Genomic DNA, 24,368 nt, shown 5'->3' with positions numbered 1-24,368 from the left:
ATGAATGAACGGTTTTTATTCGCTGAAGATTTACCTGAAGAAGCAGACCCCCTTGATAACAAATGGAAGATTTTGGTTATTGATGATGAGCCCGAAGTTCACAACATCACCAAAATAGTTTTGAGCGATCTGATCTTTGATAACGGAGGATTAAGCATACACAGCGCTTACTCTGCAAAGGAAGCAAAACAACTAATTTTAAACAGTTCTGAGGACTTTGCAGTCGCCATTGTCGATGTGGTAATGGAAACCGTCCATGCGGGTTTAGACTTTGTTAAATGGGTCAGAGAAGATTTAGGTAATCACAAAATCCGTCTGTTTTTACGCACCGGGCAACCCGGAGAAGCACCAGAAGAAAGTGTGATCCGTGACTACGACATTAACGATTATAAAAATAAGACCGAATTAACGGCCCTTAAATTAAAAACCTCTGTTTACTCTGCATTACGTAGTTTTAGAGATATATTGACCATTGAAAAGCATAGAGTTGGTTTAGAAAAAATTATCGCAGCCTCTTCAGAATTTATCGAATGTGAAACCCTTCCCCAATTTGGTTCTGCAATTTTAAAACAAGTCGCCGTCGTATTAGGGATTAATGAAGAAACGGTTATTTGTTGCGCAGTAGCGAAAGACGCAAGTAACCATTTCAGTGATGTGCATATACTTGCTATGAACCAACCTCAAGTAGAGACAAGATTACCGTTAAATAAAGAGATTGAAGGGCGTATTAAACGCGCCTTAGCGCTTAAACAATCCATTTACGAAGAAGATTATTTTATTGGTTATTTTACCACTAAACACAATACTGAAAATGTACTTTATGTAGCCCAAAACCATCAGCTAGAACCCATGCAACATAGCTTGTTAGAGTTTTTTGCGAACAATATAGCTGTGGTTCATGAAAATTTAAAACTGCGTGATGTGATCAAAGAGTCACAAAAAGAATTATCCTACATTATTGGTGAAGCCGTTGAAATGCGCAGTAAAGAAACTGGCAGCCACGTCAAACGCGTTGCACAAACCAGTTACATGCTTGCAAAACTATACGGATTAGATGAATTTACATCGGAAATGATCAAGCTAGCTTCGCCCCTTCACGATGTAGGAAAAGTAGGTATTCCTGATTATGTGTTGAATAAACCCGACAAACTAGATAGCGATGAATGGCAAGTAATGCAAACACATGCCCAAATCGGTTATGAAATGTTAACTAGAACGGATAATCCCATTTTGCAGTTAGGCGCAACTATCGCCAGACAACACCATGAGAAGTGGGATGGTACTGGTTATCCTCAAGGTTTAAAAGGGGAAGAAATCCACGTAGCCGGTCGTATATCAGCACTTATGGATGTGTATGATGCCTTAGGGAGCAAACGTTGTTATAAAAATCCGTGGGATAATCAACAAATAGTCGATTTTATAAGTGAGCAAAAGGGCAAAGCATTTGAACCTAAGTTAGTTGAATTGTTGTTAGCCAATATAAGTGAATTTAATCAAGTAAGAGAACATTTTCCTGATCAAACTTAGCGCTTCTTTTACATTGCCTAACAGCGATCAGTAAACATAAAAAAACGCATTAAAAAATGCGTTTTTTTCAGCTTAATTCAGACTAAACCTTTATAAGATAAAGCGACTTAAATCTTCATTATCCACGAACTTATCTAGGTGGTCATTGACGTATTTAGCGTCTACCAACACGGATTCGTTTTCCATTTCAGATGCATCAAACGAAATGTCTTCCATTAGACGCTCCATTACAGTGTGCAAGCGTCGCGCACCAATATTCTCAGTACGCTCATTCACCTGCCAAGCCGCTTCAGCAATGCGTCGGATGCCATCTTCAGTGAAACTTACCGTTACACCTTCAGTTGCCAAAAGGGCGCTATACTGTTCAGTTAATGAAGCATTGGGTTCTGTTAATATGCGAACAAAATCTTCAACACTCAACGCTGAAAGCTCAACACGAATAGGTAAACGACCTTGTAATTCAGGGATTAGGTCTGACGGTTTGCTCATCTGGAAAGCACCCGATGCAACAAACAAGATATGGTCGGTCTTAATCATCCCATGCTTAGTTGAAACGGTTGAACCTTCAACTAAAGGTAATAAATCCCGTTGTACACCTTCACGAGAAACATCCGCACTACCTGTGCCTTCACGTTTACAAATCTTATCTATTTCATCAATAAAGACTATGCCGTTTTGCTCAGCATTAAATAACGCTTTTTCTTTTAACTCTTCTTGGTTAACTAATCGCGCAGCTTCTTCTTCCACTAAAAGTTTAAAAGCTTCTTTAATTTTTAGTTTCTTTTTCTTTTTTTGCGAACCAGATAGGTTTTGAAACATACCTTGAAGCTGGTTAGTCATTTCTTCCATACCTGGAGGTGCCATAATTTCAACACCGACCTGAGGTAAGGCAACGTCAATTTCGATTTCTTTGTCATCTAATTGACCTTCACGTAATTTCTTACGGAAAGTTTGACGAGTCCCTTTATCTTCAACTTTTTCTTTTTCGCCCCAAGCATTTTCTGGTGGCGGTAAAAGTGCATCAAGAATTCGATCTTCCGCTGCTTCTTCAGCTCTGTACTTCACTTTTTCAGTTTCTTGTTCTTTGGTCATTTTGATAGAAATATCCGCAAGATCACGAATAATACTTTCTACTTCTTTGCCAACATATCCCACTTCAGTGAATTTGGTCGCTTCAACTTTAATAAAAGGAGCATTTGCCAATTTAGCTAATCGACGAGCTATTTCTGTTTTACCAACACCCGTTGGACCAATCATCAAGATGTTTTTAGGGGTAACTTCCTGACGTAATTCCGCATCTAACTGCATACGTCGCCAGCGATTTCGCAATGCGATGGACACTGCTCTTTTGGCATCTTGTTGACCAATTATGTGACTGTCCAACTCGTGGACAATTTCTCTTGGAGTCATCTCAGACATAAAAAACCTTTAAAAATGTATCGCACTGAAAACATTTAATCAGTGCTATTAAAATTAGTAATCTAACGTTTCTATAGTTTGACTATGGTTGGTAAACACACAAATATCACCGGCAATAGTTAGACTTTTCTCGGCAATTTCTTTTGCACTTAAATCTGTATTTGCTAATAATGCGGTGGCAGCTGATTGGGCATAGGGGCCACCTGAACCAATAGCAATAAGATCTTGTTCGGGTTGCACAACGTCACCATTACCAGTGATGATAAAAGAGGCCGTATGGTCAGCCACAGCGAGCAAGGCTTCTAACTTTCGTAGCATCCTATCTGTTCGCCAATCTTTCGCCAATTCGACAGCGGCTTTGGTTAAATGCCCTTGATGCATTTCCAGTTTAGTTTCAAAACGTTCAAATAAGGTAAAAGCGTCCGCAGTGCCTCCGGCAAAACCAGCGATAACTTTATCGTTGTATAGTCTGCGCACTTTTCGCGCATTACCTTTCATTACGGTGTTTCCTAACGAAACCTGACCGTCACCTGCGATGACGACTTGATTGTTGCGGCGTACGGATACTATGGTAGTCACGTCTGCTCCTTGTTTAGCTCAACTTTCGACTCACTGCACATGCGAGTCACGATTTATGCAGTATATGTGGGGAGCGGTAAGGAATTTTCAAGCGCTAAGGCCCAAGTATCTTAAAAAATGAAGACGATATAGGTGGATCTGCTATGAATTTCAGGTTTTGGCCTAAAGGCCATGCTACAAAATGTAAAACAAACTGTAGGCGGGTGCTTTAGCCCAGCAATGAAAATAATAAATCCCATGGCCTGAAGACCATGCTACAGTCCCGAGGAAAATGATAAACCTTATGGCCTGAAGGCCATACTACAAAATGTAAAACAACCTGTAGGCGGGTGCTTTAGCCCCGCGGGAAGAAAATGATAAATCCCATCGGTTGAAGGCCATGCTACAAAATGCAAAACAACTTGTAGGCGGGTGCTTTAGCCCTGCAAGGAAAATGATAAATCCCATGGCCTAAAGGCCATGCTACAGTCCCGAGGAAGATTTTAAACCCCATGGCCTGAAGGCCATGCTACAAAATGCAAAACAACCTGTAGGCGGCTTTAGCCCCGTGGGAAGAACATGATAACCCCATGGCCTAAAGGCCATGCTACAAAAGCAAAACAACCTGTAGGCGGGTGCTTTAGCCCAGTAAAGACAATGATAAACCCTATGGCCTGAAGGCCATGCTACAGTACCGTGGAAGATTTAAAGGTCCCAATACCAAATTTGGCAAGAACCAATACCGATACGTTGGATAACATGTCGGTCTGTCTCTGCATCTCTTTTATAATCATAAGGACCTAAAATCACTCGGTACCATAGGCCATTTTTGCCTTCACTGGCTTTTACTAAAGATTCTAATCCTTGCAACGCTAACTGAGCCCGCATCTTTTCGGCTTGTTGTTTCTGTCTAAATGAACCACATTGCATCAAATACGGACGTTCTGATTTTTCTTGTTCTTTGCGGTCGATCTCTACGCTGCCATGTTCCAATTCTTCAGGATAAATATATTCTTCTTTTGGCATTTCAGGCAACGAATCTTGCTCTTGGGCCTTTACTTCGACCTTGGGCTTTTGAGTGCTTTTTTGCTTGTCTTGTTGTGCTTCTTGTTGAGATTGTTCTGCAACAACCTCGTCGGAATCAGAGGAGCGACTTATAGCCCACAAACCATAAGCGAAGCCACCTACTAAAATTAATGTGATAAATAGTAGGATCCAAGGACGCTTCGGCTGTTGCGCTTTTTTAACTGGTTTCTTTTTAGGTGCTTGACCCCGTTTTACAAAATCTTTGTGTGCCATATTATTAATTATTTTTATTAATGAGAGTCTGATTTCTAAGGTAATGAACTAATGAAAATGCAATTGAAATAGCTGAATTGGATATCTCAGAAGATGCATATTACCTCTGAGTAAAACCAAATAGTATCGTGAACAGCTAGATAAAACCAACATTAAAAACATGATTTACATGAAATCTTGGGGATCAATATCAATTGACCAACGAATTTTTCGAGCCATAGGTAAGGCCTCGATTTCTGCTGCAAAATGACCGATAACCTTGTTGATCAGCCCTCGACTTTGACTCTGTACTAAAAGCTGCATGCGATATTTGCCTTGACGTTTTTCCATGATTGCTGGAATAGGCCCAACCAAATGAACCTGAGGATGTTGTAGCATTTGCGACACATGAGATAGGAACTCAAATCCATCTTGTGCTTTTAAAGATTCCGTGCGAAATAAGGCATGAAAACTAAAAGGAGGTAAATTGGCTAACTTTCTTTCGCTAAGTGCAAATCGGGCAAAATGACCGTAACCATTATGAATTAAATCTTGTAGAAGTGGGTGTCCAGGTTGATGGGTTTGCAACCACATTTCGCCTGGTTTCTCGGCTCTTCCTGCTCTGCCAGAGAGTTGAGTGATAAGCTGGGCAAGGTGTTCAGACGCTCTGAAATCGGCACTAAACAAAGCGCCGTCGGCATCTAAAATCACCACCAAAGTGACATTAGGAAAATGATGACCTTTAGATAAAATTTGGGTGCCAATTAAAATTTGATGAGCGCCACCATTAATTTCAGTCAGTAAGTTATCTAATTTAGCTTTCCCCCTGACACTATCACTGTCAATGCGAACAGCACTGTATTGGGGAAATTCTTGTTCCAAGTACATGGTTAATTGTTCTGTGCCCACACCTTGGGTGATTAACTCATGATGACCGCATTCTCTGCATTGCTTTGGCAATGGCTTAGCTGCACCACAGTGATGACATTGCATTTTGTGTAACGACTTATGCACTGTGTAGGGTTTATTGCAGCGCCGACATTCTTCAACATGCCCACACTGGTGACACAATAGTGCCGGTGCAAAACCCCGTCGATTAACAAATAACATCACTTGATTGCCGGCTTTTAAGTGCTGCTCAACGCGCGTCAACATGCCCGCAGCCAACCCAGCAGTGAGGGGTTGATTGGTAATATCTAAAACACTTTGTTTCGCTTGTTGAGCATTACCAGCTCTTTGATGTAGTTGTAGTAATTGATAGCGCCCCGTTAACGCATTATTAAGGGACTCTAAACTCGGTGTTGCTGAACCTAGGATCAGTGGTATTTTATGTTCCTTGGCACGGATAACCGCTAAATCACGAGCGCTGTATTTAAGCCCATCTTGTTGTTTATAGGACGCATCATGCTCTTCATCTACAATGATCATTCCAGGCCGTGCCATAGGCGTGAAAATAGACGAGCGAGTACCAATAATAATCCCTAGCTTTCCTGAGCGGCTTTTTTGCCAAACGGCTAAACGTTCGTTGTCAGTAAGATTAGAATGCAGAATCCCTACTTCAATCTCGAAGCGCTTTTCAAATCGTTTGACCGTTTGCGGAGTTAAACCTATTTCAGGAACCAGTATCAATACTTGTTGATGATTTTTAAGCACCTCTTCGATACTTTGCAAATACACTTCAGTTTTACCACTGCCGGTAATACCTTCTAACAAGAAGCACCTGTATTTAGCTAACGATTGAGTGATTGCAGTGATGGCTAAGGCCTGTTCAACATTGGGCTGAGGCTTTTCAATCGCTTCTGGAAGGGTAAATTCGGTGGCCTCATTTTGTTCATCAACAGACTCGATTTTGGCAATACGCTTTTCCACTAAGCCTTTGATCACTGTGTCGGTGTAGGTTTGTTTAAGTGAACTCACAGGGATTGCTCGCTCTAACAACTCAATATACAACTCACGTTGTTTTTTTGCGCGATTGAGCTGTTCGGGAATGACAGTCTGATTACCCTCAATTAAGCTCAACACTTGAATGGGTTTTGGCTTATCAGACTCCCCTTTACGCAGTGCTACAGGCAGAACCGTGTGCATCACCTCACCTATTGGGTGATGGTAATAACCAGCCAACCAATTACACAATGACAATAAGGTTTTATCGATAACAGGTTGCTGGTCAATAACCTGGGTAATGGGTTTCAATTTGTTTAAGAATGGCGAGTCTTCGGTGGTAGTGATGATGATACCAATGAGTTCTCTTGGCCCGAATGGCACTCGAACACGACAACCGGGTTGCAGACCAGTATGTTCATACAAATAATCGAACAATTGTCGCTTGGGTAACGGCAGTGCAACTTGATAAATGGGCATGGGCGAAATTCGATAATCCTAGACGATTTAGTGCTATTAAAGACACGATATGGTTAACAAACAGTCAAAAAACAACTTGATCAATACAATCCTTTACATTAATATGCGCGCCTCTTTGCGGCAAGCCGCTATTTAATTTAATTTGCGTATGGTGTGCAACTTCGGGTTGTATAGCGATACGGCCCAGAAATGAGGTAATCCATATGAAACAAGATATTCATCCAGAATACACTGAAATGACAGCAACTTGCTCTTGTGGCAACAAAATTGTTGTTCGTTCAACCCTTGGAAGAGACATGAACCTAGACGTATGTTCTGCATGTCACCCTTTCTACACTGGTAAGCAACGTAACGTTGACACTGGTGGTCGTGTTGATAAGTTCAAGAAACGTTTCGGTGCATTGGGCAAAAAATAAGCCTAACTGCTACGAATTCGAAAAGGCGCTTAAAGCGCCTTTTTTTGTGCCTGTTATTTTTAAATCCCTTATTGGATTACTCCGCAATTAAATCATGAATATATCGAAGTGACGGCAGCTTTCTCTCGGACTGATAAAATAAACGATTTAACCGACCCAATAAATTAATTGAGCGACTGGGATCTTTTGGCTTGCGGCGATGAGAGCTTGCTGTCTGTAAAAACTCCCAAGGTTTTAAGTTCATACTCGCTATCTGTTCGCTGCTAATTCCTTGGGCACGAATAGTAGATAAAATACGTTCTGTTTTGCTTTCTTGGATCGGGATGACCTGTTCAGCGTAGACCTGAGCAATAGGGTCGCCAATTGCAGATAGGCTATTATTAATCGCCTGCCAAACAACATCATGGTCAAATGGATGATTATTAGGCGCGTAATATCCCATAATTTCCCACTCTAATTCCACGTTACTTACAGCAATAGAACTCTGCAACTCGTGGGAAAAAGACAAATCTGGCCGAGCTCCAATGTTGTATACATCCACCGAAAAGCCCAGACAGATGACTAAATCTCCAGTAACCTGAGGATCGTGATATAAAGCTTCAAATGCCGCCCGCTTTACCCCCATCCAACCATGCACTATGGGTGTTTTAGTAGCAAAATCCCGCACATCATCGGGTAAATCTTCGCCATACTTATCAATAAATAACGGAAGGGGATCTTGTTGTAGCTGATCGTCCGGTACCCATATTTCATACTCCTGACGATTGTCTCCTTTACCACGACTTTTAATCCCATATGACAAGTTTGTGGGTCGACAAATATTGCGATCTTCACCAACTCGATGAAAGTATTCTGAGCGAAAACGTTTAATAAAAGGGGCATCAAAGCCTGCAAGTGCGGCGGTTGGGTAACGGAAACCCAAATCGCTTTTCGCCACAAGAGATAGCCCAGGTAAAATCTCGGTTAGAATTGTTTTTACCCCCTTTAAAGTAGACAAATTAGGTAAAACAATACTGCGCTCAGGCTCTATGCATTGCCTTTGACCATCAGGGCTAATAAATTTTGGCGTTTTGTGATAACCATATTCGCCAAAACCAAGTTGTGCGGCATGGGCATTTCTAATTAATGCTAAATCAGTGAATAACGCATCATGATTTTTTATGTGCTTGATTAACGGTCGATTATCAGTCATAGGCTAAGAATGAATGGATCAGTATTTTTTAAATTAGGTACTCAAGTTATAAAGTGATACGGGCTTTAACACAAGCGAAAGATTTAGAGTAAGTCCTAATGAAAAAGTATATAAACAATACAAACTTTCACCACTTAACAGGATAGAATATCAGTCAGTATGTTGTTAGTCGCAAACATATATCATATTCATGAATAGTATTCATAGTCTCATCTGATATGTGCTTTTGTTTGAGCTATGTTACATTCGATCAACTGGTAGCAGCCGCTTAACATATCTTTAAAGATATTTAACCGCACTAAAATAAAAATAATAAGCTGGTACTGATTAATAACCCTTAACCAAACACTCCGTTAATGACCAAAAAATCGATTAACGGATGTACCCTACAAAGTAAGGACCAAGACAGTTATGTCTGATTTTCGACAAAAAGCATTGGATTATCATTCCAAACCTGTTCCGGGAAAAATTAGCGTTGAACTAACCAAGCCGGCTGAAAGTGTTACCGATTTAGCTTTGGCCTACAGCCCTGGTGTGGCTGAGCCTGTAAGAGAAATAGCCGCAGATCCAAATGCAGCCTATTTATATACTGGCAAAGGTAATACTGTGGCGGTCATTACTAACGGCACCGCTATTTTAGGCCTGGGTAATTTAGGCCCTCTTGCTTCAAAACCGGTAATGGAAGGCAAAGCTTTGTTGTTTAAACGTTTTGCCGGTCTAGATTCAATAGATATTGAGGTTACTCACCGCACTACCGAAGAGTTCATCAATACCGTAGCCAGTATTGCAGATACCTTTGGTGGGATTAATCTAGAAGATATTAAAGCCCCCGAATGTTTTGAAATTGAGCAAGAATTAATAAAACGTTGTTCGGTGCCAGTATTTCATGATGATCAGCATGGTACAGCCATAGTCACTGCTGCCGGTATGTTAAATGCCTTGGAGATTCAGGGAAAAAATGTTGGCGAGGTTAATATTGTATGTATGGGAGCTGGCGCTGCAGCAGTCGCATGCATGGAGCTATTAATTAAATGTGGTGCTCAACGAGAGCGAATTTACATGCTAGATACCAAAGGCGTGATCCACACTCGTCGTGACGACCTAACCCCTCATAAACTAATGTTCGCTAACAATACTGACAAGCGCACATTGGAAGATGTGATGGACGGTGCTGATGTGTTTGTAGGTGTATCTGGCCCTGATGTACTGCCTGCCGAAGCCCTTAAATTAATGGCTGATAATCCGGTTATTTTTGCTTGTTCAAACCCTGACCCAGAAATTAAGCCAGAATTAGCCCATAAAACCCGTGATGACCTAATTATGGCTACGGGCCGCTCCGATTATCCTAACCAAGTTAACAACGTGCTTTGTTTTCCATTTATCTTCCGTGGCGCATTGGATGTTAGAGCGTCCAAAATAAATGACGAAATGAAGATTGCGGCAGTTAATGCTATTCGCAGTATTGCTAAAGAACCAGTTCCCCAGCAAGTACTGGACGCCAGTGACATGGATTCTTTAGAGTTTGGTCGTCAATACATCATCCCTAAACCTATGGATCCGCGCTTGTGTAAACGAGTGGCAACAGCCGTAGCTCAAGCGGCTATTGATTCAGGTGTCGCAGCAATATCAGAGATACCGGACAATTATTTGGATTGATAAATAAGGCGCATCGCGCCTTTTTTATTTTAGCGGGCTACAAATATCAGGCGTGCTAAGTTTCGGTTACTTATTTATACAAAATTGCGGTCACCTCTTGCTGAGGTGACCGGTCAAATTTACAGTAATCTATTCTGAAGTTAATTAGTCTCTGTTACGACCAAACTTATCGTGACTACTTACCCAATGGCCACCAATAACAGCACATGCTAGGGAAATATCCCCAGCCAGCACTGTCGCAGCCACTATCTCTGCAAACTTATTAGCTTTACCCGTTCCATAACAGTCCATTAGTTGCAAACACTCTTTTTGGGTAGGTAATCCAGTACCTCCACCATAGGTTGCTACGATTAAGGACGGCAAAGTAACAGAAAGATAAAAATCACCGTTTTCTAATAACTCATGAGAAAGTAGACCTGCATGGGACTCAACTACGTTGGCTTCATCTTGACCTGTGGCGATAAATAACGAGGCTATTCCATTAGCGGAATGAGGACCGTTATAGGCCGCACCAGCCATCAATGCACCGGTATTGGCTAAAACAGTAGCCCGCGCCAACATTTTCGTATCAACTTTCATAATCTTTTTGAGCACGTCTTTTTTCAAGACGATTTCGGCGATGACACGTTTACCACGAGAATGTAGCATATTTAAGTGAGAGTGCTTTTTATCCGTATCCATATTACCGGATAGCAAGTATTCACATTTTTCAGGATAGTTGGCGACAATCCACTCACAAGCTGCAAGGGTGGCTTTGCCCACCATATTCTGTCCTGCCGCATCGCCAGTGGTATAGTTGAAACGTAAATAGCGAGTCTTTGAAACAGACCACTGCATGATATGTTCAAGCTTACCAATAGTGGTGGTGGTTTCAGCTGCAGCTTTAATCTCTAGAAAATGTTCATCAACCCATTTTCCAAACTCACGAGCTTCTCTGGCATTGGCAAAGATAAATGCTGGAGCTCGCTGCATATATTGTTCAACAACTGTGGTGTGAACCCCACCACACTCGTTTATTACGCGCATACCTCGACTATAACTAGCAACGAGAGTACCTTCGGTCGTCGCTAGAGGAACGTGAAATAATCCCTCTGCATATTCACCATTTACTTGAACCGGTCCAGCGATGCCTACTGGCATCTGTACTACACCGATGAAATTTTCGATATTACCTGGGAGCGCCTCAGGGTCGATAGAAAAATGCCCTGTGTGTGGCAGTTCCGTGCCCGTTTGCTCAGTAAGGTATTCACGACGCTTTTGGGCCCACTCGAGACTATGATCATTCATTGTATTGCGCGGGATACGTGGTGTTTTTACCATGTTGGCTTGTCCTCAATTGGCGATATTTATATGACTATCTATTCATGCCGTTAGTTATTAATAAAACAACAAAGGCTTTTCTCAATACGATTTACTTGAATGCAATCTACTTGCCATAACAAGACTACTGTATAAAGATGAATAAATCATGAAACTCACTCGAATCTTGACTATTTTTGCACCAATGTTGGGATTTTACAATTGGGTATTGATGCAAATACAACATAGCTTAATTACTGATCCTTTAATACTAACTTAGTCATCCACTTCTTTAACTTCAAGCCCCATGGCTTCCATTAATTCTCTAGCTTCTTTGGGAATACGATTTGGATTATCTTTGCGCAGATCATCATCATCAGGAAGCGGCTGACCTGTAAAGGCGTGCAGGAACGCCTCACACAACAATTCTGAATTAGTTGCGTGCCTTAGGTTATTCACTTGTCGACGGGTGCGTTCATCCGTAAGGACTTTTAGTACCTTTAATGGAATTGACACTGTCACTTTTTTTACGAGTTCACTTTTTTTACCGTGTTCAGCGTAGGGATGTATGTATTTTCCGTTCCACTTTGCCATACTGTTGCTCTTTTATCTTTCTTATAAGATGAAAGTCTAACCTCAAGTCTATTAGATGTCTAAACATCTTGACGGCTTATCATTCTCAGTTTAGTTTAGACGTCTAAACGGCTAATGTCAGTTTACCTTTAAACGTACTGACAAATTAAGCTGATATTATTATTATTTTTACCTATTGGAGTACAGCATGGTCTCTTACGCACAAGGTATTGAGTCACTCAATCAGTCGCTGTCTGAATTAAGTGATATCAATGTTTCTTTTGAATTTTTCCCGCCAAGAACGGAACAAATGGAACAAACACTTTGGAAATCAGTAGAGCGTCTTGCGCCGTTAAAACCTGCCTATATGTCAGTGACCTATGGTGCCAACAGTGGCGAGAGAGATCGCACCCATGATGTGGTTAAACGTATTCAAAGTGAAACGGGTATAGCTGCTGTCCCACATTTAACCTGTGTAGATGCAGGCAAAAAAGAATTAATTCAAATTGCTAAAGATTATTGGCAGTCAGGCATTAGACGAATAGTAGCCCTACGCGGAGATCTTCCCGCAGGTACTGAAAAGACAGAGATGTATGCATCAGATCTAGTAGCTTTATTAAAGGATGTCGCCGATTTTGATATCTCTGTTGCTGCATATCCAGAAAAGCACCCAGAAGCACCTAATGCTCAGTTTGACTTGCTCAATTTGAAACGTAAAGCGGAAGCAGGTGCCACCCAAGCCATTAGCCAATTCTTCTTCGATGCAGAAGTGTTTTTACGCTTCAGAGACCGTGCAGCTGCCGCAGGTATCGATTTAGATATTGTTCCGGGCATTTTACCAGTAACAAATTATCAAACACTAAAGCGCTTTGCAGGCTTTACTAACGTCCACGTACCTAGCTGGTTACATAAAATGTACGATGGTTTAGAGAAAGATGATCAAACCACTCGAAACCTTTTGGGGGCCAGTATTGCAATGGATACGGTTAAAGTATTAGCAAAAGAAGGGATCCGTGACTTCCATTTTTACACCCTAAACAGAAGTGAGTTAAGTTACGCCATTTGTCATTTATTAGGCGTTCGAGCACAAAACGGATAAACTAATGGGGCGATAAATTCATTTTGAGAGTGGTATGACACAGCAAAACTGGTTTGCACAAATTAAAGCCTTTTTAGGGCACGTGTTTATAATCGTGCGCAATGTGCTACACCACTGTCAAAAAGATAATATTGGCGTATCCGCAGGTCACCTTGCTTATGTTTCCCTGCTATCTCTAGTGCCCTTTATTGTGGTATTTTTTAGTATCCTTTCCGCGTTTCCGGCTTTTTCAGAAGTACGAACTCATTTAGAAGAGTTTGTGTTCAATAATTTCATTCCCACGTCGGGGGATGTTTTACAAAAACATATGACAGAGTTCGTCGACAACGCCTCGAAGATGGGAGCCTTGAGCATTGCGTTTTTGGTGGTAGTGGCTTTAACTCTTATTTCTAATGTTGATAAAACCCTGAATAGGATTTGGCAGGCCAAAAGTGAACGCCCTGCCATCTACACTTTTGCCATTTACTGGATGGTTCTCACTTTAGCGCCGCTGTTGATTGGGGTAAGTGTGCTGGTCAGTTCATATTTGGTTGGTCTGGCTAACTACGCTGACGAATATACCCCAGGTTTTAGTACAGTACTGCTCAAAGTTGTGCCCTTTGTTACCTCAGTGTTCGCCTTTTTTATTCTCTATATGGTGGTACCAAACAAACAAATTAGCTACAAACACGCCTTGTCTGGCGCAATATTGGCTGCAGGTCTGTTTGAGTTATCCAAAAAAATGTTTGCTATGTATGTGGAAAACTTTCCGTCTTACCAAGTGATTTATGGCGCGATTGCAGTCATTCCTATTTTGTTTGTATGGGTATATTTAAGTTGGATATTAGTGCTGGTGGGCGCTGAATTTACCAGAGCACTGGAGCGAATCATGCCAGAAGAAGATACCGGTGAAGAACGCAATTTAATGCCTAATGACGAAAACTCAGATTAGCAGAGTGATTTTTTAGCACAACTTAGAAGCACAGAGTTGACTAAGTCATCATAGATTTAAAAAAGGGGCAAAAGCCCCTTTTTTCATGATTGAATGCTGGTGATAAATTCATTGCTTTGAGAAATAGCGGAATTCATTTCTTCAATCAACAGATCAATATCTTTTTTGATGAGATTAAATTCACCTTGCAACGCGCCAACTGCGTTAGCATTTAGATTATGTTTTAAATACAGAACATTATCCTGCAACGCTGAAAGTACAGGTGGCATTTTAGACTCTGCTTTACGCATGGCGGATATCAACGAATTATAGCGTCGCTGTGTTTCGCGCAATTGTTTTTCACTGTCGCGCTTCAACTTAGCGTTAGAATACTTTTCAAGTTCTTCAGCCCATTCATCAAAAAGCGCTTCAGCAACACTCTCAACCTTATCAATTCGGTTACTTACGTTATCAGCGGCACTTTTACTCGCTTCATATTGACCACTAAGATCGTCATAAACGTCTTGTAACTCACCACCGTCATAATTAATTAACTGACTGAACTCGTCCAAGGCAGAAGCAAATTGCTCTTGTGCATCTTCTTGAGAATCTTTTGCGTCCTCTACGCGATCAACTAAGATATCGCGCTTTTCAACACCGAGTTTTTCCCATGCTGCATAATATGCACTTTGACAACCAAACATCACCAAACTAAAGAATACGATTACTAGATTTTTCATGTTTATGGGCCTTTGTATTTTGCAGCATCAATGATAGCCCAAATATAAGCTATCCCCGCTATGACACCTGGAACGATAAAGAACCAAAGGGCTGCGCCACCAAAAAAGACAATAGCGAAAATAAGCGCAGCTAAAATTCTGCCCTGTACTAACTGTCCTAATCCTGGAAAAAAGATATTACATATTGCAGCAATCACATTGCCGCCAGATCCTTGTCCCGCCATTTTTGCCTCCAAAATCGCGTTATTATTAAATAGAAAACTTATATTTTATCAATTAAGTGCTAAATTAAAGCAAATGGATTCAATAAACAAACAAAAGCGGAATTTATGAGCCATATATATCCACCGATAAAAACCTATCATAGCGAAATGTTAGACGTAGGTGATGGGCATCAAATTTATCTGGAACAATCTGGTAACCCCGAAGGCCTGCCTGTTTTGTATCTACATGGTGGCCCTGGTGCAGGCCTGTCTCCCATGTATCGAAGTTTTTTTAATCCAGAAGTATACCGAATTATTGGCTTTGATCAGCGAGGTTGCGGTCAATCACTTCCCTTTGCAAAACTAGAGCACAATACTACAGAACACTTACTCGCAGACATTGAGTTTATTCGTAAACATCTAGGTATTAAAAAATGGATGCTTTGTGGCGGCTCTTGGGGCACAACGCTGGCCTTACTGAGTGCTATTGCCAAGCCAGAAGCCGTTTCCGCGATTATTTTACGTGGCGTATTTTTAGGTCGAAAACAAGATTTTGAATGGTTTATTGAACAAAGTGGCGGGGCAGCTCAACTCTTTCCCGAATATTATGACGAATTCGTGGAAATGGTTAAAAATGGCGCGAAAGATCTATCGGTAACTGATCGCTTTTATCAGATATTCTTACATGGAGATGAACTCAGCCGGGTGCATGCCGCGAAATCTTGGTGCATGTGGGAGGAGCGTATATCGGTGTTAAATAGCTCCGTAAAAGAACACGATTTCCACCAGAACTTGAGTCGCGCTGCCAGTTTGGCTTTACTCGAGTGCCACTACATCAAAAATAACTGCTTCATTACTGAAAACCAGATTTTACAGAATATTCATAAAATTGATTCTATTCCCGGTACCATAATCCACGGTCGTTTTGATATCGTATGCAAAATGGAAAATGCTTACACTTTGAGTAAAGCTTGGCGCGAAGGCCAGTTATTGGTGGTTCCAGAAGCCGGACACAGTGCATCTGATCCAAGAATAAGCGATGCAATTTGTCACGCAACCGATAGAATGGCTAAATTTTTGAAAGAGAAACAATCTTGATAGCACTAATTCAACGGGTAACCCATGCCCATGTAGAAATTGACAATAATATTGTTGGCCAAATAGATAAAGGCATGATGTTGTTGTTAGGGGTCGAAAAAACCGATAGTGAAGAGACAGTTAAAAAGCTGGCTAACAAACTAATGAAATTAAGAATATTTAGTGATGCTGATGGCAAAATGAACCTTAATATTCAACAGTTTGGTGGAGCTATGTTAATTGTTTCGCAATTTACTTTGGTGGCAGATACTAGCAAGGGAAATAGACCTGGATTTTCTGATGCAGCTCCCCCTGAACAAGGTAAATATCTGTATCAGCAATTCGTTGAATACTGCCAACAACAGGGCGTGGAATGTCAGACAGGCGAGTTCGGTGCTGATATGCAAGTATCCCTTACGAACGATGGCCCCGTGACATTTCACCTGCAAATAAATTAATCTGTCTATTGTGCGTCGTCTGCGATTGCGTTTTAATGATGAACATTTTTCGCGGGCTAACATGTATATCAAATAAGGTTTTTACTGAGTTATTTTTAAAAGTACCTTTCTTGAACTGACCTGTAATAAAAGAGACGACCTATTATATGTATAGAATAGAAACACCAAAAACGGAGCAACAACTTGAAGCGTATTTCCATTTCCGTTGGGAAATGTTGAGAGAACCTTGGAATCATCCCTTAGGTTCAGAAAAAGATGAATACGAACAAGTTGGTGAACACCGAATGGTGGTTGATGGAAACGGCAAAGTCGTTGCCGTAGGGCGAGTACATTTAAATATGTCTGAGGAAGCGCAGATTAGACATATTGCGGTTGCTAAAGAATGCCAAGGTAAAGGCTTAGGCAAGTTAATCTATTCAGCTTTAGAGGAAGTGGCGCGTCAACAAGGTGCAACCCGATTAGTTACCAATAGTCGTCAAATTTCCATCGAGTTCTTTGAAGCCTGTGGGTTTGTAGTTGAAAAAGAAGCTCCAACTGAAATGGGAAAGTTGAAACGCACCCAAATGATTAAAAAGCTTTCCGATGTAAACCAAGTCATGCTCCACCCTAAATGGTGTCAGGAGTTGCAAAATACTTGGCATGAAACCATTCCTATTAGTGAGCAAATGGGAATTCAGCTCTATCAATACAGCGGTAAGACTTTAGAAGTTCGAGCGTCATTAAATAAAAATATTAATTTGCATGGCACTATGTTCGCTGGCAGTATTTTTTCGTTGGCTACCTTAACCGGCTGGGGCATGATCCATTTAAAGCTAAAAGAAAAAGGCTTGGGTGGCGAAATTGTATTAGGAGATGGTGATATCCATTACCACAAACCTATTACCATGCAACCTAGGGCTTTGTGCAACATTGAGTCTTTAGAAGGCAAGCTTGAATTGCTGGAAAGAAATAAAAAAGTAGCAGTGAAACTCCAAGTCGATATTTTAGATGGTGAATCGCCAGTAGCTGAGTTTAAAGGTGTTTTTTGGGTATTGCCAAGTAAAGGTGAGCAGCTAGAACAGCCAAACTAATTAATCTGACGAGATTATTTAGACAGGAAAAACAGCTATAAAAAAAGCGCGATTAAATCGCGCTTTTTAATGAAATCATATTGAATGATTAAACTGCGTTTTTATGCTGCCATTGCAGACTGCAACTTCTTCATCGCATTCTTTTCAATCTGACGAACTCGCTCAGCTGAAACTTCATATTTATCAGCTAAATCTTGAAGTGTTAATTTGTCATCAGACAACCAACGAGTTTGGATAATATGCTGACTGCGTTCATCTAAAGTTTTAATCGCTGAATGTAAACGTTTAGAAGCATTTGTATCCCAATCGGAGTTAATTACTTCATTTTCCACATCAGTGGTTTTATCTTCTAAAAACTGTACAGGCGCAAAACTACCACTTTCATCATCATCAGCAGACAAATCGAAGGCTTGGTCTTGGCTACTCATGCGAGCTTCCATCTGCAACACTTCTTTTGTGCTAACACCTAGCTCTTGAGCAACTTTTTGCACTTCATCATGGGTAAACCAACCTAAACGCTTTTTATTTTTACGTAGGTTAAAAAACAATTTACGCTGTGCTTTCGTTGTTGCTACCTTAACGATGCGCCAGTTTTTCAGTACGAACTCATGAATTTCCGCTTTTATCCAATGTACAGCGAAAGACACTAGTCTTACACCTACCGTTGGGTCAAAACGTTTGACGGCCTTCATAAGACCAATATTACCTTCTTGAATAAGGTCAGCTTGGGGTAATCCATATCCTGAGTAGGATTTAGCAATGTGTACAACAAAACGTAAATGGGACATAACCAGCTTTCGTGCAGCTTCAATGTCTTCATCTCGCTGCAAACGTTCTGCTAGCTGTCGCTCTTCTTCCACAGTGAGCATATTAATGCTGCTAACAGCTTGAATATAAGATTCAATGCTACCACTGTGAGGAACGCTTAATGCCATAGCTTGCATATTTGTGCTCATGTTCACCTCGTTATTCGTTACAGCCCAGTATTCTAGCAATACAAATGGGCAAAGCCAATTATCTATTACGTATATAGACCGGAAAAGGTCATAAATAATTCACTCAAACTGAAAAAATTTGTCTATATAGAAGACATTAAAGATATATGGGGACGAAGAATCATATTTAAAGGTTTAATTTTAAATTAAAATAGATCAATATACTCGTCTAAAATTCAATCAAGAAGAACAAGTATTAGGCAAGGATAAATGTTTTCATACATTGCACGGCAAGCTATCTTTGACAAACAGATGCATGTATTTGCTTATGAACTACTTTTTCGTGATGGTGAAGATAACACCCTACCCGACATTGAGTCTAACGAAAAAACGGCCAAGCTAATTACACATAGCCATTTCAGCGTTGGAATTGAAGAAGTCGCAGACGGTAAAGCGGCTTTGATTAATTTTCAAACGGATACTTTACTCTATCGATTTCCCACCTTATTAGAACCGCACAGTGTTATTGTCGGTATAGAAAATAATATCGAAGTATCCAAAAAACTTTTAGAAGCCTTAAAGCATATCAAGGGCTTAGGATACAAATTAGCGTTAAACGACTATGATTTTGACCCTAAATGGGATCCCATACTTACAATTGTCAGCTACATAAAAATCGACGTTTCGACAACTAATGCACAATTAATCAAAGACAATAAAGCACGTTTTCAGCAGACCAAAATTAAACTTATTGCAACTGAAATTGAAAGCACCACTTTGTTCGCTCAATGCTGTGAACTTGGCTTCGATTATTTCCAAGGTTATTTTTTCTTTCAACCTGAAATCCAAAAGCAAAAAAGCATCCCAAGTTCGAAGCTTAATTTGTTAGATTTAATGCGTGAAAGCGCAAATCCACAATTGGACTTTAATAAAATACGGCAGATATTAGAAAAAGATGTAGGCCTTTCTTATATGCTGATGCGCTTCATAAACAACCCAATTATGAATAAGCGAAATAAAATTCAGTCCTTGAGTCATGCTTTAAATTACATGGGCGAGGTGGAAATCAAAAAGTTTATCGCCTTAGTCGCTATCGCCAACTTGAGTGATGAAAAGCCAACCGAATTAATTCGTTTATCTTTGGTACGCGCAAAATTGTGTGAATTCATATCAATGGCTAAACAAGATGCTGATAATCCTCCTAAAGGCTTCTTAGTGGGTTTATTTTCACTGTTAGATGCGTTGTTAGATCAAAAAATGTCGACTTTATTGAAGAAATTACCCCTGAGTAACGATTTAAACGATGCGCTAAATGGTATACATGGGCAACTTAGAGAATATTTAGTCATTGCTCGCGCATTTGAATATGGCGATTGGAAAGGGGTCTCGCATCATTCAACTAAACTTGAACTTGATCAAGACATGTTGCATAGTTTTTACCATGAATCGATAAAATGGGCGTCAGCAATAGCGAGCTCAATTCATCGGAAATAAAATAATTAGAAATGACAAATTAATTTTTGTGTAAATGGAATAATAGGGGTTTTGATGTTCGCTTTTGTGGCTCGGCAACCAATTTTAGACAGGGATAAAGAAGTATTTGCCTATGAATTATTCTTTAGAGACGGCAAAAATAATTGTTTCCCTGACAAACTAGTTGAGCCTTCCCAACCTCAACCCCAAAATCAATCAAACCTCAAATTGGCATTAGATGATATTTCCTGCCAGAAAACGTCTTTCATTAATTTTACCAATGAAACCATTTTAAAAGGGCTACCCAATAGCTTAGATCCCAATACAGTAGTAGTCGAAGTGTCGGAAAATGCCGATGGTGAAGACTCCATAATTGAGGCCTGTCAGAATATACGTGACATGGGCTTTCAAATAGCCTTAAACGAACCCAAGTTGACCACCAGTAGTGAGTTATTAAGCTTAGTGGATATCGTTAAAATTGATACGTTTCAGCATGCATTTCCAAATATCGCGAAACAAATGCCGCGCTTTTCTAATGCCAACGTAAAAATGGTAGCAGACAACGTAGACACCCTACAAAATTTCATATCCTTCAATGATTTAGGCTTTGATTATTTCCAAGGTTATTTCTTTTCTAAGCCAGTTAATTTTAATCAAGCTCCACTACCTGTGAACAAATTGTCGTTGGTTGAATTAATCGGTGAAACCGCTAATGAAAGTTTTGGCATAGAACGTATAAATGAAATTATTGAAAGAGATGTTGGTTTGTCATACATGTTGTTGAGATTCATCAACAACCCAATGATCAATAAACGGTTTAAAATCACTTCTTTAAAACACGCTCTGAACTACATGGGCGAAGTTGAAATCAAAAAATTCATCGCCCTACTCGCCTTGGCCAATCTAGCTGATGACAAGCCAATGGAACTATTACATATGTCTTTAGTGCGAGCCAAATTCTGTGACTTATTGGCGAAACACCGAAAAGTTGGAGATAACCCTCCAACGGGATTCATGACTGGATTATTTTCTTTACTCGACGCCTTGTTAGATCAAGACATGCAAGAGCTGGTGACTAAAATGCCCATTGTAGATGAAGTGAAATTTGCATTATGTGGTGGAAAGAACGACTTTTATCTCTACATTTTGTTGGCCAGAGCGTTTGAGAGTGCCACTTGGATGAAAGTGAGAAAAATCTCAGAAGTACTGGAAATTGAACAAAAACATTTACACCACATGTTCAATCAAGCGGTCTTGTGGGGCAATACTATCCGCCAATCAATCTCTCCACACTACCCGAAAGCAATTGCTTAGTTAGTTGAGAAGGAGCCATCTACCCCGATTTAGCTTGAAATAGTCGTTAACGTCTATTTCGGTTCAATGCTTCTAACGTGTTTTTGCACTGAGATCATTGAACCTGCCAGCCCCAAAAAGATAGACACACCAAGCATCACTAGTAGTGACGTCAAGTCTAAGCCAGTTAGATCAAAGTTTTTATCATACTGAGCAGTCAATGCATCAATACTGCCCCCCATCCACCAAAGTAACAGTATAACCGCAAACCAGGCCATTAAACCTCCTAGTAAGCCGTACCACATACCTGTGTACATAAACGGACGGTGAATAAACCCATCGGTGGCACCGACCAATTTCATGACCAAGATTTCATCTCGCCGACTTAAGATATTGAGGCGGATCGTGTTGCCAATAATTAACACTACAGCAAGAAATAACAGCAGGGCAACTGCGTAGATAAGTTCTTTAGCAATAGATAGAAAGCCGTGTAAACGCTCTAACCACTTTATGTCGAGTTTACCGACTTCCACATGACGTTCCCGATTGAGTTTCTCTAGCAGCTGCTTAGCCGCCGATGGAGTAGTATTTTGAGAAGTTGGATTCACTAAAATAACGTCGGGTAAAGGATTTTCATCTAAGTAGTTTAAAGCTTCTCCCAAACCACTTTGTTGTTGAAATTCAATCAACCCTTGGTCAGCAGGAATGTAAGTCACTGAATCGATTTCTGACCATAGTCCCAATCGCGTAACAAGTTGGTTAGCATCTTTGGATTGTGTGCCTTTTCGCAGGAACAAGGTTATTTCGGAGGCTTGTTGCCAATTTTCAGCGACGGATTCGGCATTTTTAACTAAAATATAGAAAGTGCTAGGCAGTGTAATACTCAGTCCAAGTACCCCTACTGTCATCAGAGACGCCAAAGGTGCCCGCCATAATTCGCCTAAACTACCTAGCGCTTGTCTGACGTGACTGACAAAAAACATGTGTATACGTTGAAACATGCCAATTTTTGAAGAGTACGCACCTTGAGGACGACCTTTAAATAGAAGACTCATTAAAAATCGTACTCCTTGGGCTCTTCAGTATCCCACTCTTCGCTTAAACCATCGGTGATCATTTGCCCTTGCTTTAAGGTCAATGAGCGATATTTCATGCGCGCAATTAAGCCTAAATCATGAGTGGCAATAAACACAGAAACACCCGCTTGGTTGAAATCTTCGAATAAACGAATAATTTCCATGGATAACTTAGGATCTAAATTCCCAGTGGGCTCATCGGCCAATAATAAGGGGGGTTTATTGACTACGGCTCTGGCAATACCAACTCGCTGCTGTTCCCCTCCAGAAAGCATTAATGGGAAACTTCTAATTTTGTCCCGCAATCCCACCATTTCTAATGCTGCGTGCACCCGCTTAGTGGTTTCTTTATGGGAATATCCTTCAATTACTAGGGGCAAAGCAACATTATCAAAGACGGTTTTATCCAACAGTAATTGATGACTTTGGAAGATCATGCCGATATCTCGACGAATAAACGCAATTTGTCGTCGTTGAATAGTATTTAAATCGTGACCGTTTATTAGCACCCGTCCTACAGTTGGACGCTCCATGATGCTAATGAGTTTTAACAGGGTACTTTTACCTGCACCAGAGTGACCGGTCAAAAATGCCATTTCACCAGGTTCAATATGGAAACTCACTTTTCGTAAAGCTTGCTGTCCGCCTGGATAAGTTTTACTAACCTGTTCAAACTTAATCACGATATTACCTACACTTAACTTTCGTTATCTTGAAATAGCGCTTCTACAAACTGTTGGCTATCAAATGGACGCAGGTCATCAATTCCTTCGCCGACACCAATGTAACGAATAGGGACGTCGAACTTGTCAGCGATTGCGAATATAACACCACCTTTCGCCGTGCCGTCTAACTTAGTTAAGGTTATGCCACTCAAACCAACAGCTTCATCAAAGAGTTTAGTTTGGCTAATGGCATTTTGTCCGGTACCGGCATCAATGGTTAACATAATTTCATGAGGTGCTTGTGGGTTTATCTTTTTCATTACCCGCACAACTTTCTTAAGTTCTTCCATTAAATGGTCTTTATTTTGTAATCGGCCAGCGGTATCCGCTATCAAAATATCAACATTTTTCGCTTTAGCTGATTGGAACGCATCAAAGATGACTGAAGCACTGTCAGAACCCGTTTGTTGTGCAACCACGGGAATATCGTTTCGTTCGCCCCAAACTTGGAGTTGCTCAACAGCGGCGGCGCGGAAAGTATCCCCTGCTGCCAACATGACTTTTTTGCCTTGTTGTTGGAATTGTTTTGCCAATTTACCAATGGTGGTGGTTTTTCCCACACCATTTACACCCACCATTAGAATTACAAAAGGCCCATCAGTGCCTTCGAATTTAAGGGGTTCGCTAGATTTGCCTAAAATCTCTGACATTTGTTGTTTCAACAGTTGATATAAGGCTTCTCCATCTTTCAACTGAGAACGGTTGGCGCTTTCGGTCAACTCTTTAATTATTTTACTGGTGGTATCCATCCCTAAGTCGGCGACTAACAACTGGGTTTCCAGTTCCTCGAACAAATCGTCATCGATGGTTTTGCCTTTGAACAAACTAACAAAACCACTTCCCAAATTTTGTTTGGTGCGCGACAGCCCACGTTTCAGTTTGCTGAAGAAGCCTTCTGGCTCTGGCTCTGGCTCTGGCTCTGGCTCTGGCTCTGGCTCTGGCTCTGGCTCTGGCTCTGGCTCTGGCTCTGGCTCTGGCTCTGGCTCTGGCTCTGGCTCTGGCTCTGGCTCTGGCTCTGGCTCTGGCTCTG

At 40.8% G+C, this 24,368-nt stretch carries 23 protein-coding genes; 10 read left to right on the top strand and 13 right to left on the bottom strand.

The window, feature by feature from the left end:
- Positions 1–1,527 (top strand): DUF3369 domain-containing protein, encoded by a 1,527-nt coding sequence (locus ABJV04_RS09265; RefSeq protein WP_348491241.1) that lies wholly within the window; start codon positions 1–3, stop codon positions 1,525–1,527.
- 90 nt (positions 1,528–1,617) lie between these two features.
- On the opposite strand, the gene hslU is transcribed toward ABJV04_RS09265, so the two are convergent.
- From hslU to priA, 4 genes are all read right to left on the bottom strand, one after another.
- A complete protein-coding gene (hslU, locus tag ABJV04_RS09260; RefSeq protein WP_348491240.1) occupies positions 1,618–2,946 on the bottom strand; it encodes an HslU--HslV peptidase ATPase subunit in 1,329 nt (442 codons plus the stop codon).
- 54 nt (positions 2,947–3,000) lie between these two features.
- Complete coding sequence (gene hslV, locus ABJV04_RS09255) at positions 3,001–3,525, bottom strand: ATP-dependent protease subunit HslV (RefSeq protein ID WP_348491239.1); 525 nt, start codon at positions 3,523–3,525, stop codon at positions 3,001–3,003.
- A 684-nt stretch (positions 3,526–4,209) separates the two neighbouring features.
- Positions 4,210–4,803 carry an SPOR domain-containing protein gene (locus ABJV04_RS09250; RefSeq protein WP_348491238.1) on the bottom strand — a complete coding sequence of 198 codons (594 nt, stop codon included), beginning with the start codon at positions 4,801–4,803 and terminating at the stop codon, positions 4,210–4,212.
- 165 nt (positions 4,804–4,968) lie between these two features.
- Entirely contained in the window at positions 4,969–7,143 is a 2,175-nt protein-coding gene (priA, locus tag ABJV04_RS09245) for a primosomal protein N' (protein ID WP_348491237.1), read from the bottom strand.
- A gap of 203 nt (positions 7,144–7,346) precedes the next feature.
- Between priA and rpmE the strand changes: the two genes are divergently transcribed.
- On the top strand, positions 7,347–7,559 hold the full coding sequence (rpmE, locus tag ABJV04_RS09240; protein WP_216049138.1) for a 50S ribosomal protein L31: 213 nt from the start codon (positions 7,347–7,349) through the stop codon (positions 7,557–7,559).
- A 76-nt stretch (positions 7,560–7,635) separates the two neighbouring features.
- Here rpmE and ABJV04_RS09235 read toward each other — a convergent pair whose 3' ends face one another.
- Complete coding sequence (locus ABJV04_RS09235) at positions 7,636–8,751, bottom strand: hypothetical protein (protein WP_348491236.1); 1,116 nt, start codon at positions 8,749–8,751, stop codon at positions 7,636–7,638.
- A 411-nt stretch (positions 8,752–9,162) separates the two neighbouring features.
- On the opposite strand from ABJV04_RS09235, the gene ABJV04_RS09230 reads away from it, so the two are divergent.
- The gene (locus tag ABJV04_RS09230) at positions 9,163–10,407 is read left to right on the top strand and encodes a malic enzyme-like NAD(P)-binding protein (protein WP_348491235.1); all 1,245 of its coding nucleotides are present in this window, start codon (positions 9,163–9,165) and stop codon (positions 10,405–10,407) included.
- Positions 10,408–10,551: 144 nt separating this feature from the next.
- Here the strand turns inward: ABJV04_RS09230 and ABJV04_RS09225 are convergent, their stop codons facing one another.
- Together ABJV04_RS09225 and metJ are read right to left on the bottom strand one after the other, a co-directional pair.
- Positions 10,552–11,727, bottom strand: coding sequence for a hydroxymethylglutaryl-CoA reductase (locus ABJV04_RS09225; RefSeq protein WP_348491234.1), 1,176 nt, complete (start codon positions 11,725–11,727; stop codon positions 10,552–10,554).
- Between the two features lie 255 nt (positions 11,728–11,982).
- Positions 11,983–12,300, bottom strand: coding sequence for a met regulon transcriptional regulator MetJ (gene metJ, locus ABJV04_RS09220; RefSeq protein ID WP_303471594.1), 318 nt, complete (start codon positions 12,298–12,300; stop codon positions 11,983–11,985).
- A 187-nt stretch (positions 12,301–12,487) separates the two neighbouring features.
- Between metJ and metF the strand changes: the two genes are divergently transcribed.
- Together metF and ABJV04_RS09210 are read left to right on the top strand one after the other, a co-directional pair.
- Complete coding sequence (metF, locus tag ABJV04_RS09215) at positions 12,488–13,378, top strand: methylenetetrahydrofolate reductase (protein WP_348491233.1); 891 nt, start codon at positions 12,488–12,490, stop codon at positions 13,376–13,378.
- A gap of 34 nt (positions 13,379–13,412) precedes the next feature.
- Positions 13,413–14,309 carry a virulence factor BrkB family protein gene (locus ABJV04_RS09210; RefSeq protein ID WP_348491232.1) on the top strand — a complete coding sequence of 299 codons (897 nt, stop codon included), beginning with the start codon at positions 13,413–13,415 and terminating at the stop codon, positions 14,307–14,309.
- Between the two features lie 83 nt (positions 14,310–14,392).
- Here the strand turns inward: ABJV04_RS09210 and ABJV04_RS09205 are convergent, their stop codons facing one another.
- Both ABJV04_RS09205 and ABJV04_RS09200 read right to left on the bottom strand, forming a co-directional pair.
- Positions 14,393–15,028: a DUF2959 domain-containing protein gene (locus ABJV04_RS09205; protein ID WP_348491231.1), complete on the bottom strand. Its 636-nt coding sequence runs from the start codon at positions 15,026–15,028 to the stop codon at positions 14,393–14,395.
- A 2-nt stretch (positions 15,029–15,030) separates the two neighbouring features.
- A complete protein-coding gene (locus ABJV04_RS09200) occupies positions 15,031–15,252 on the bottom strand; it encodes a hypothetical protein (RefSeq protein WP_348491230.1) in 222 nt (73 codons plus the stop codon).
- Positions 15,253–15,357: 105 nt separating this feature from the next.
- On the opposite strand from ABJV04_RS09200, the gene pip reads away from it, so the two are divergent.
- From pip to ABJV04_RS09185, 3 genes are all read left to right on the top strand, one after another.
- Complete coding sequence (gene pip, locus ABJV04_RS09195; protein ID WP_348491229.1) at positions 15,358–16,329, top strand: prolyl aminopeptidase; 972 nt, start codon at positions 15,358–15,360, stop codon at positions 16,327–16,329.
- Complete coding sequence (gene dtd / locus ABJV04_RS09190; RefSeq protein ID WP_348491228.1) at positions 16,326–16,766, top strand: D-aminoacyl-tRNA deacylase; 441 nt, start codon at positions 16,326–16,328, stop codon at positions 16,764–16,766. The genes pip and dtd overlap by 4 nt, the downstream gene beginning before the upstream one ends.
- A 146-nt stretch (positions 16,767–16,912) precedes the next feature.
- A complete protein-coding gene (locus ABJV04_RS09185; RefSeq protein ID WP_348491227.1) occupies positions 16,913–17,836 on the top strand; it encodes a bifunctional GNAT family N-acetyltransferase/hotdog fold thioesterase in 924 nt (307 codons plus the stop codon).
- A 101-nt stretch (positions 17,837–17,937) separates the two neighbouring features.
- On the opposite strand, the gene rpoH is transcribed toward ABJV04_RS09185, so the two are convergent.
- Positions 17,938–18,792: an RNA polymerase sigma factor RpoH gene (gene rpoH / locus ABJV04_RS09180; RefSeq protein WP_348491226.1), complete on the bottom strand. Its 855-nt coding sequence runs from the start codon at positions 18,790–18,792 to the stop codon at positions 17,938–17,940.
- Positions 18,793–19,041: 249 nt separating this feature from the next.
- On the opposite strand from rpoH, the gene ABJV04_RS09175 reads away from it, so the two are divergent.
- Complete coding sequence (locus tag ABJV04_RS09175; protein ID WP_348491225.1) at positions 19,042–20,265, top strand: HDOD domain-containing protein; 1,224 nt, start codon at positions 19,042–19,044, stop codon at positions 20,263–20,265.
- Between the two features lie 54 nt (positions 20,266–20,319).
- A complete protein-coding gene (locus tag ABJV04_RS09170) occupies positions 20,320–21,558 on the top strand; it encodes an HDOD domain-containing protein (RefSeq protein WP_348491224.1) in 1,239 nt (412 codons plus the stop codon).
- A 53-nt stretch (positions 21,559–21,611) separates the two neighbouring features.
- On the opposite strand, the gene ftsX is transcribed toward ABJV04_RS09170, so the two are convergent.
- From ftsX to ftsY, 3 genes are all read right to left on the bottom strand, one after another.
- Positions 21,612–22,592, bottom strand: coding sequence for a permease-like cell division protein FtsX (gene ftsX, locus ABJV04_RS09165; RefSeq protein ID WP_348491223.1), 981 nt, complete (start codon positions 22,590–22,592; stop codon positions 21,612–21,614).
- Positions 22,592–23,296, bottom strand: a complete 705-nt coding sequence (gene ftsE, locus ABJV04_RS09160) for a cell division ATP-binding protein FtsE (RefSeq protein ID WP_348491222.1) — start codon at positions 23,294–23,296, stop codon at positions 22,592–22,594. Before ftsE ends, ftsX begins: the two co-directional genes overlap by 1 nt.
- 14 nt (positions 23,297–23,310) lie before the next feature.
- On the bottom strand, positions 23,311–24,368 hold a 1,058-nt coding region (gene ftsY / locus ABJV04_RS09155; protein WP_348491221.1), incomplete at its 5' end, for a signal recognition particle-docking protein FtsY.

Origin of the sequence: Aliiglaciecola sp. (assembly GCF_039982535.1) — a bacterium.
Taxonomy (GTDB): domain Bacteria; phylum Pseudomonadota; class Gammaproteobacteria; order Enterobacterales; family Alteromonadaceae; genus Aliiglaciecola.
The sequence above is the reverse complement of the archived record's forward strand: the minus strand, read 5'-3'. Positions and strand labels throughout refer to the sequence as shown.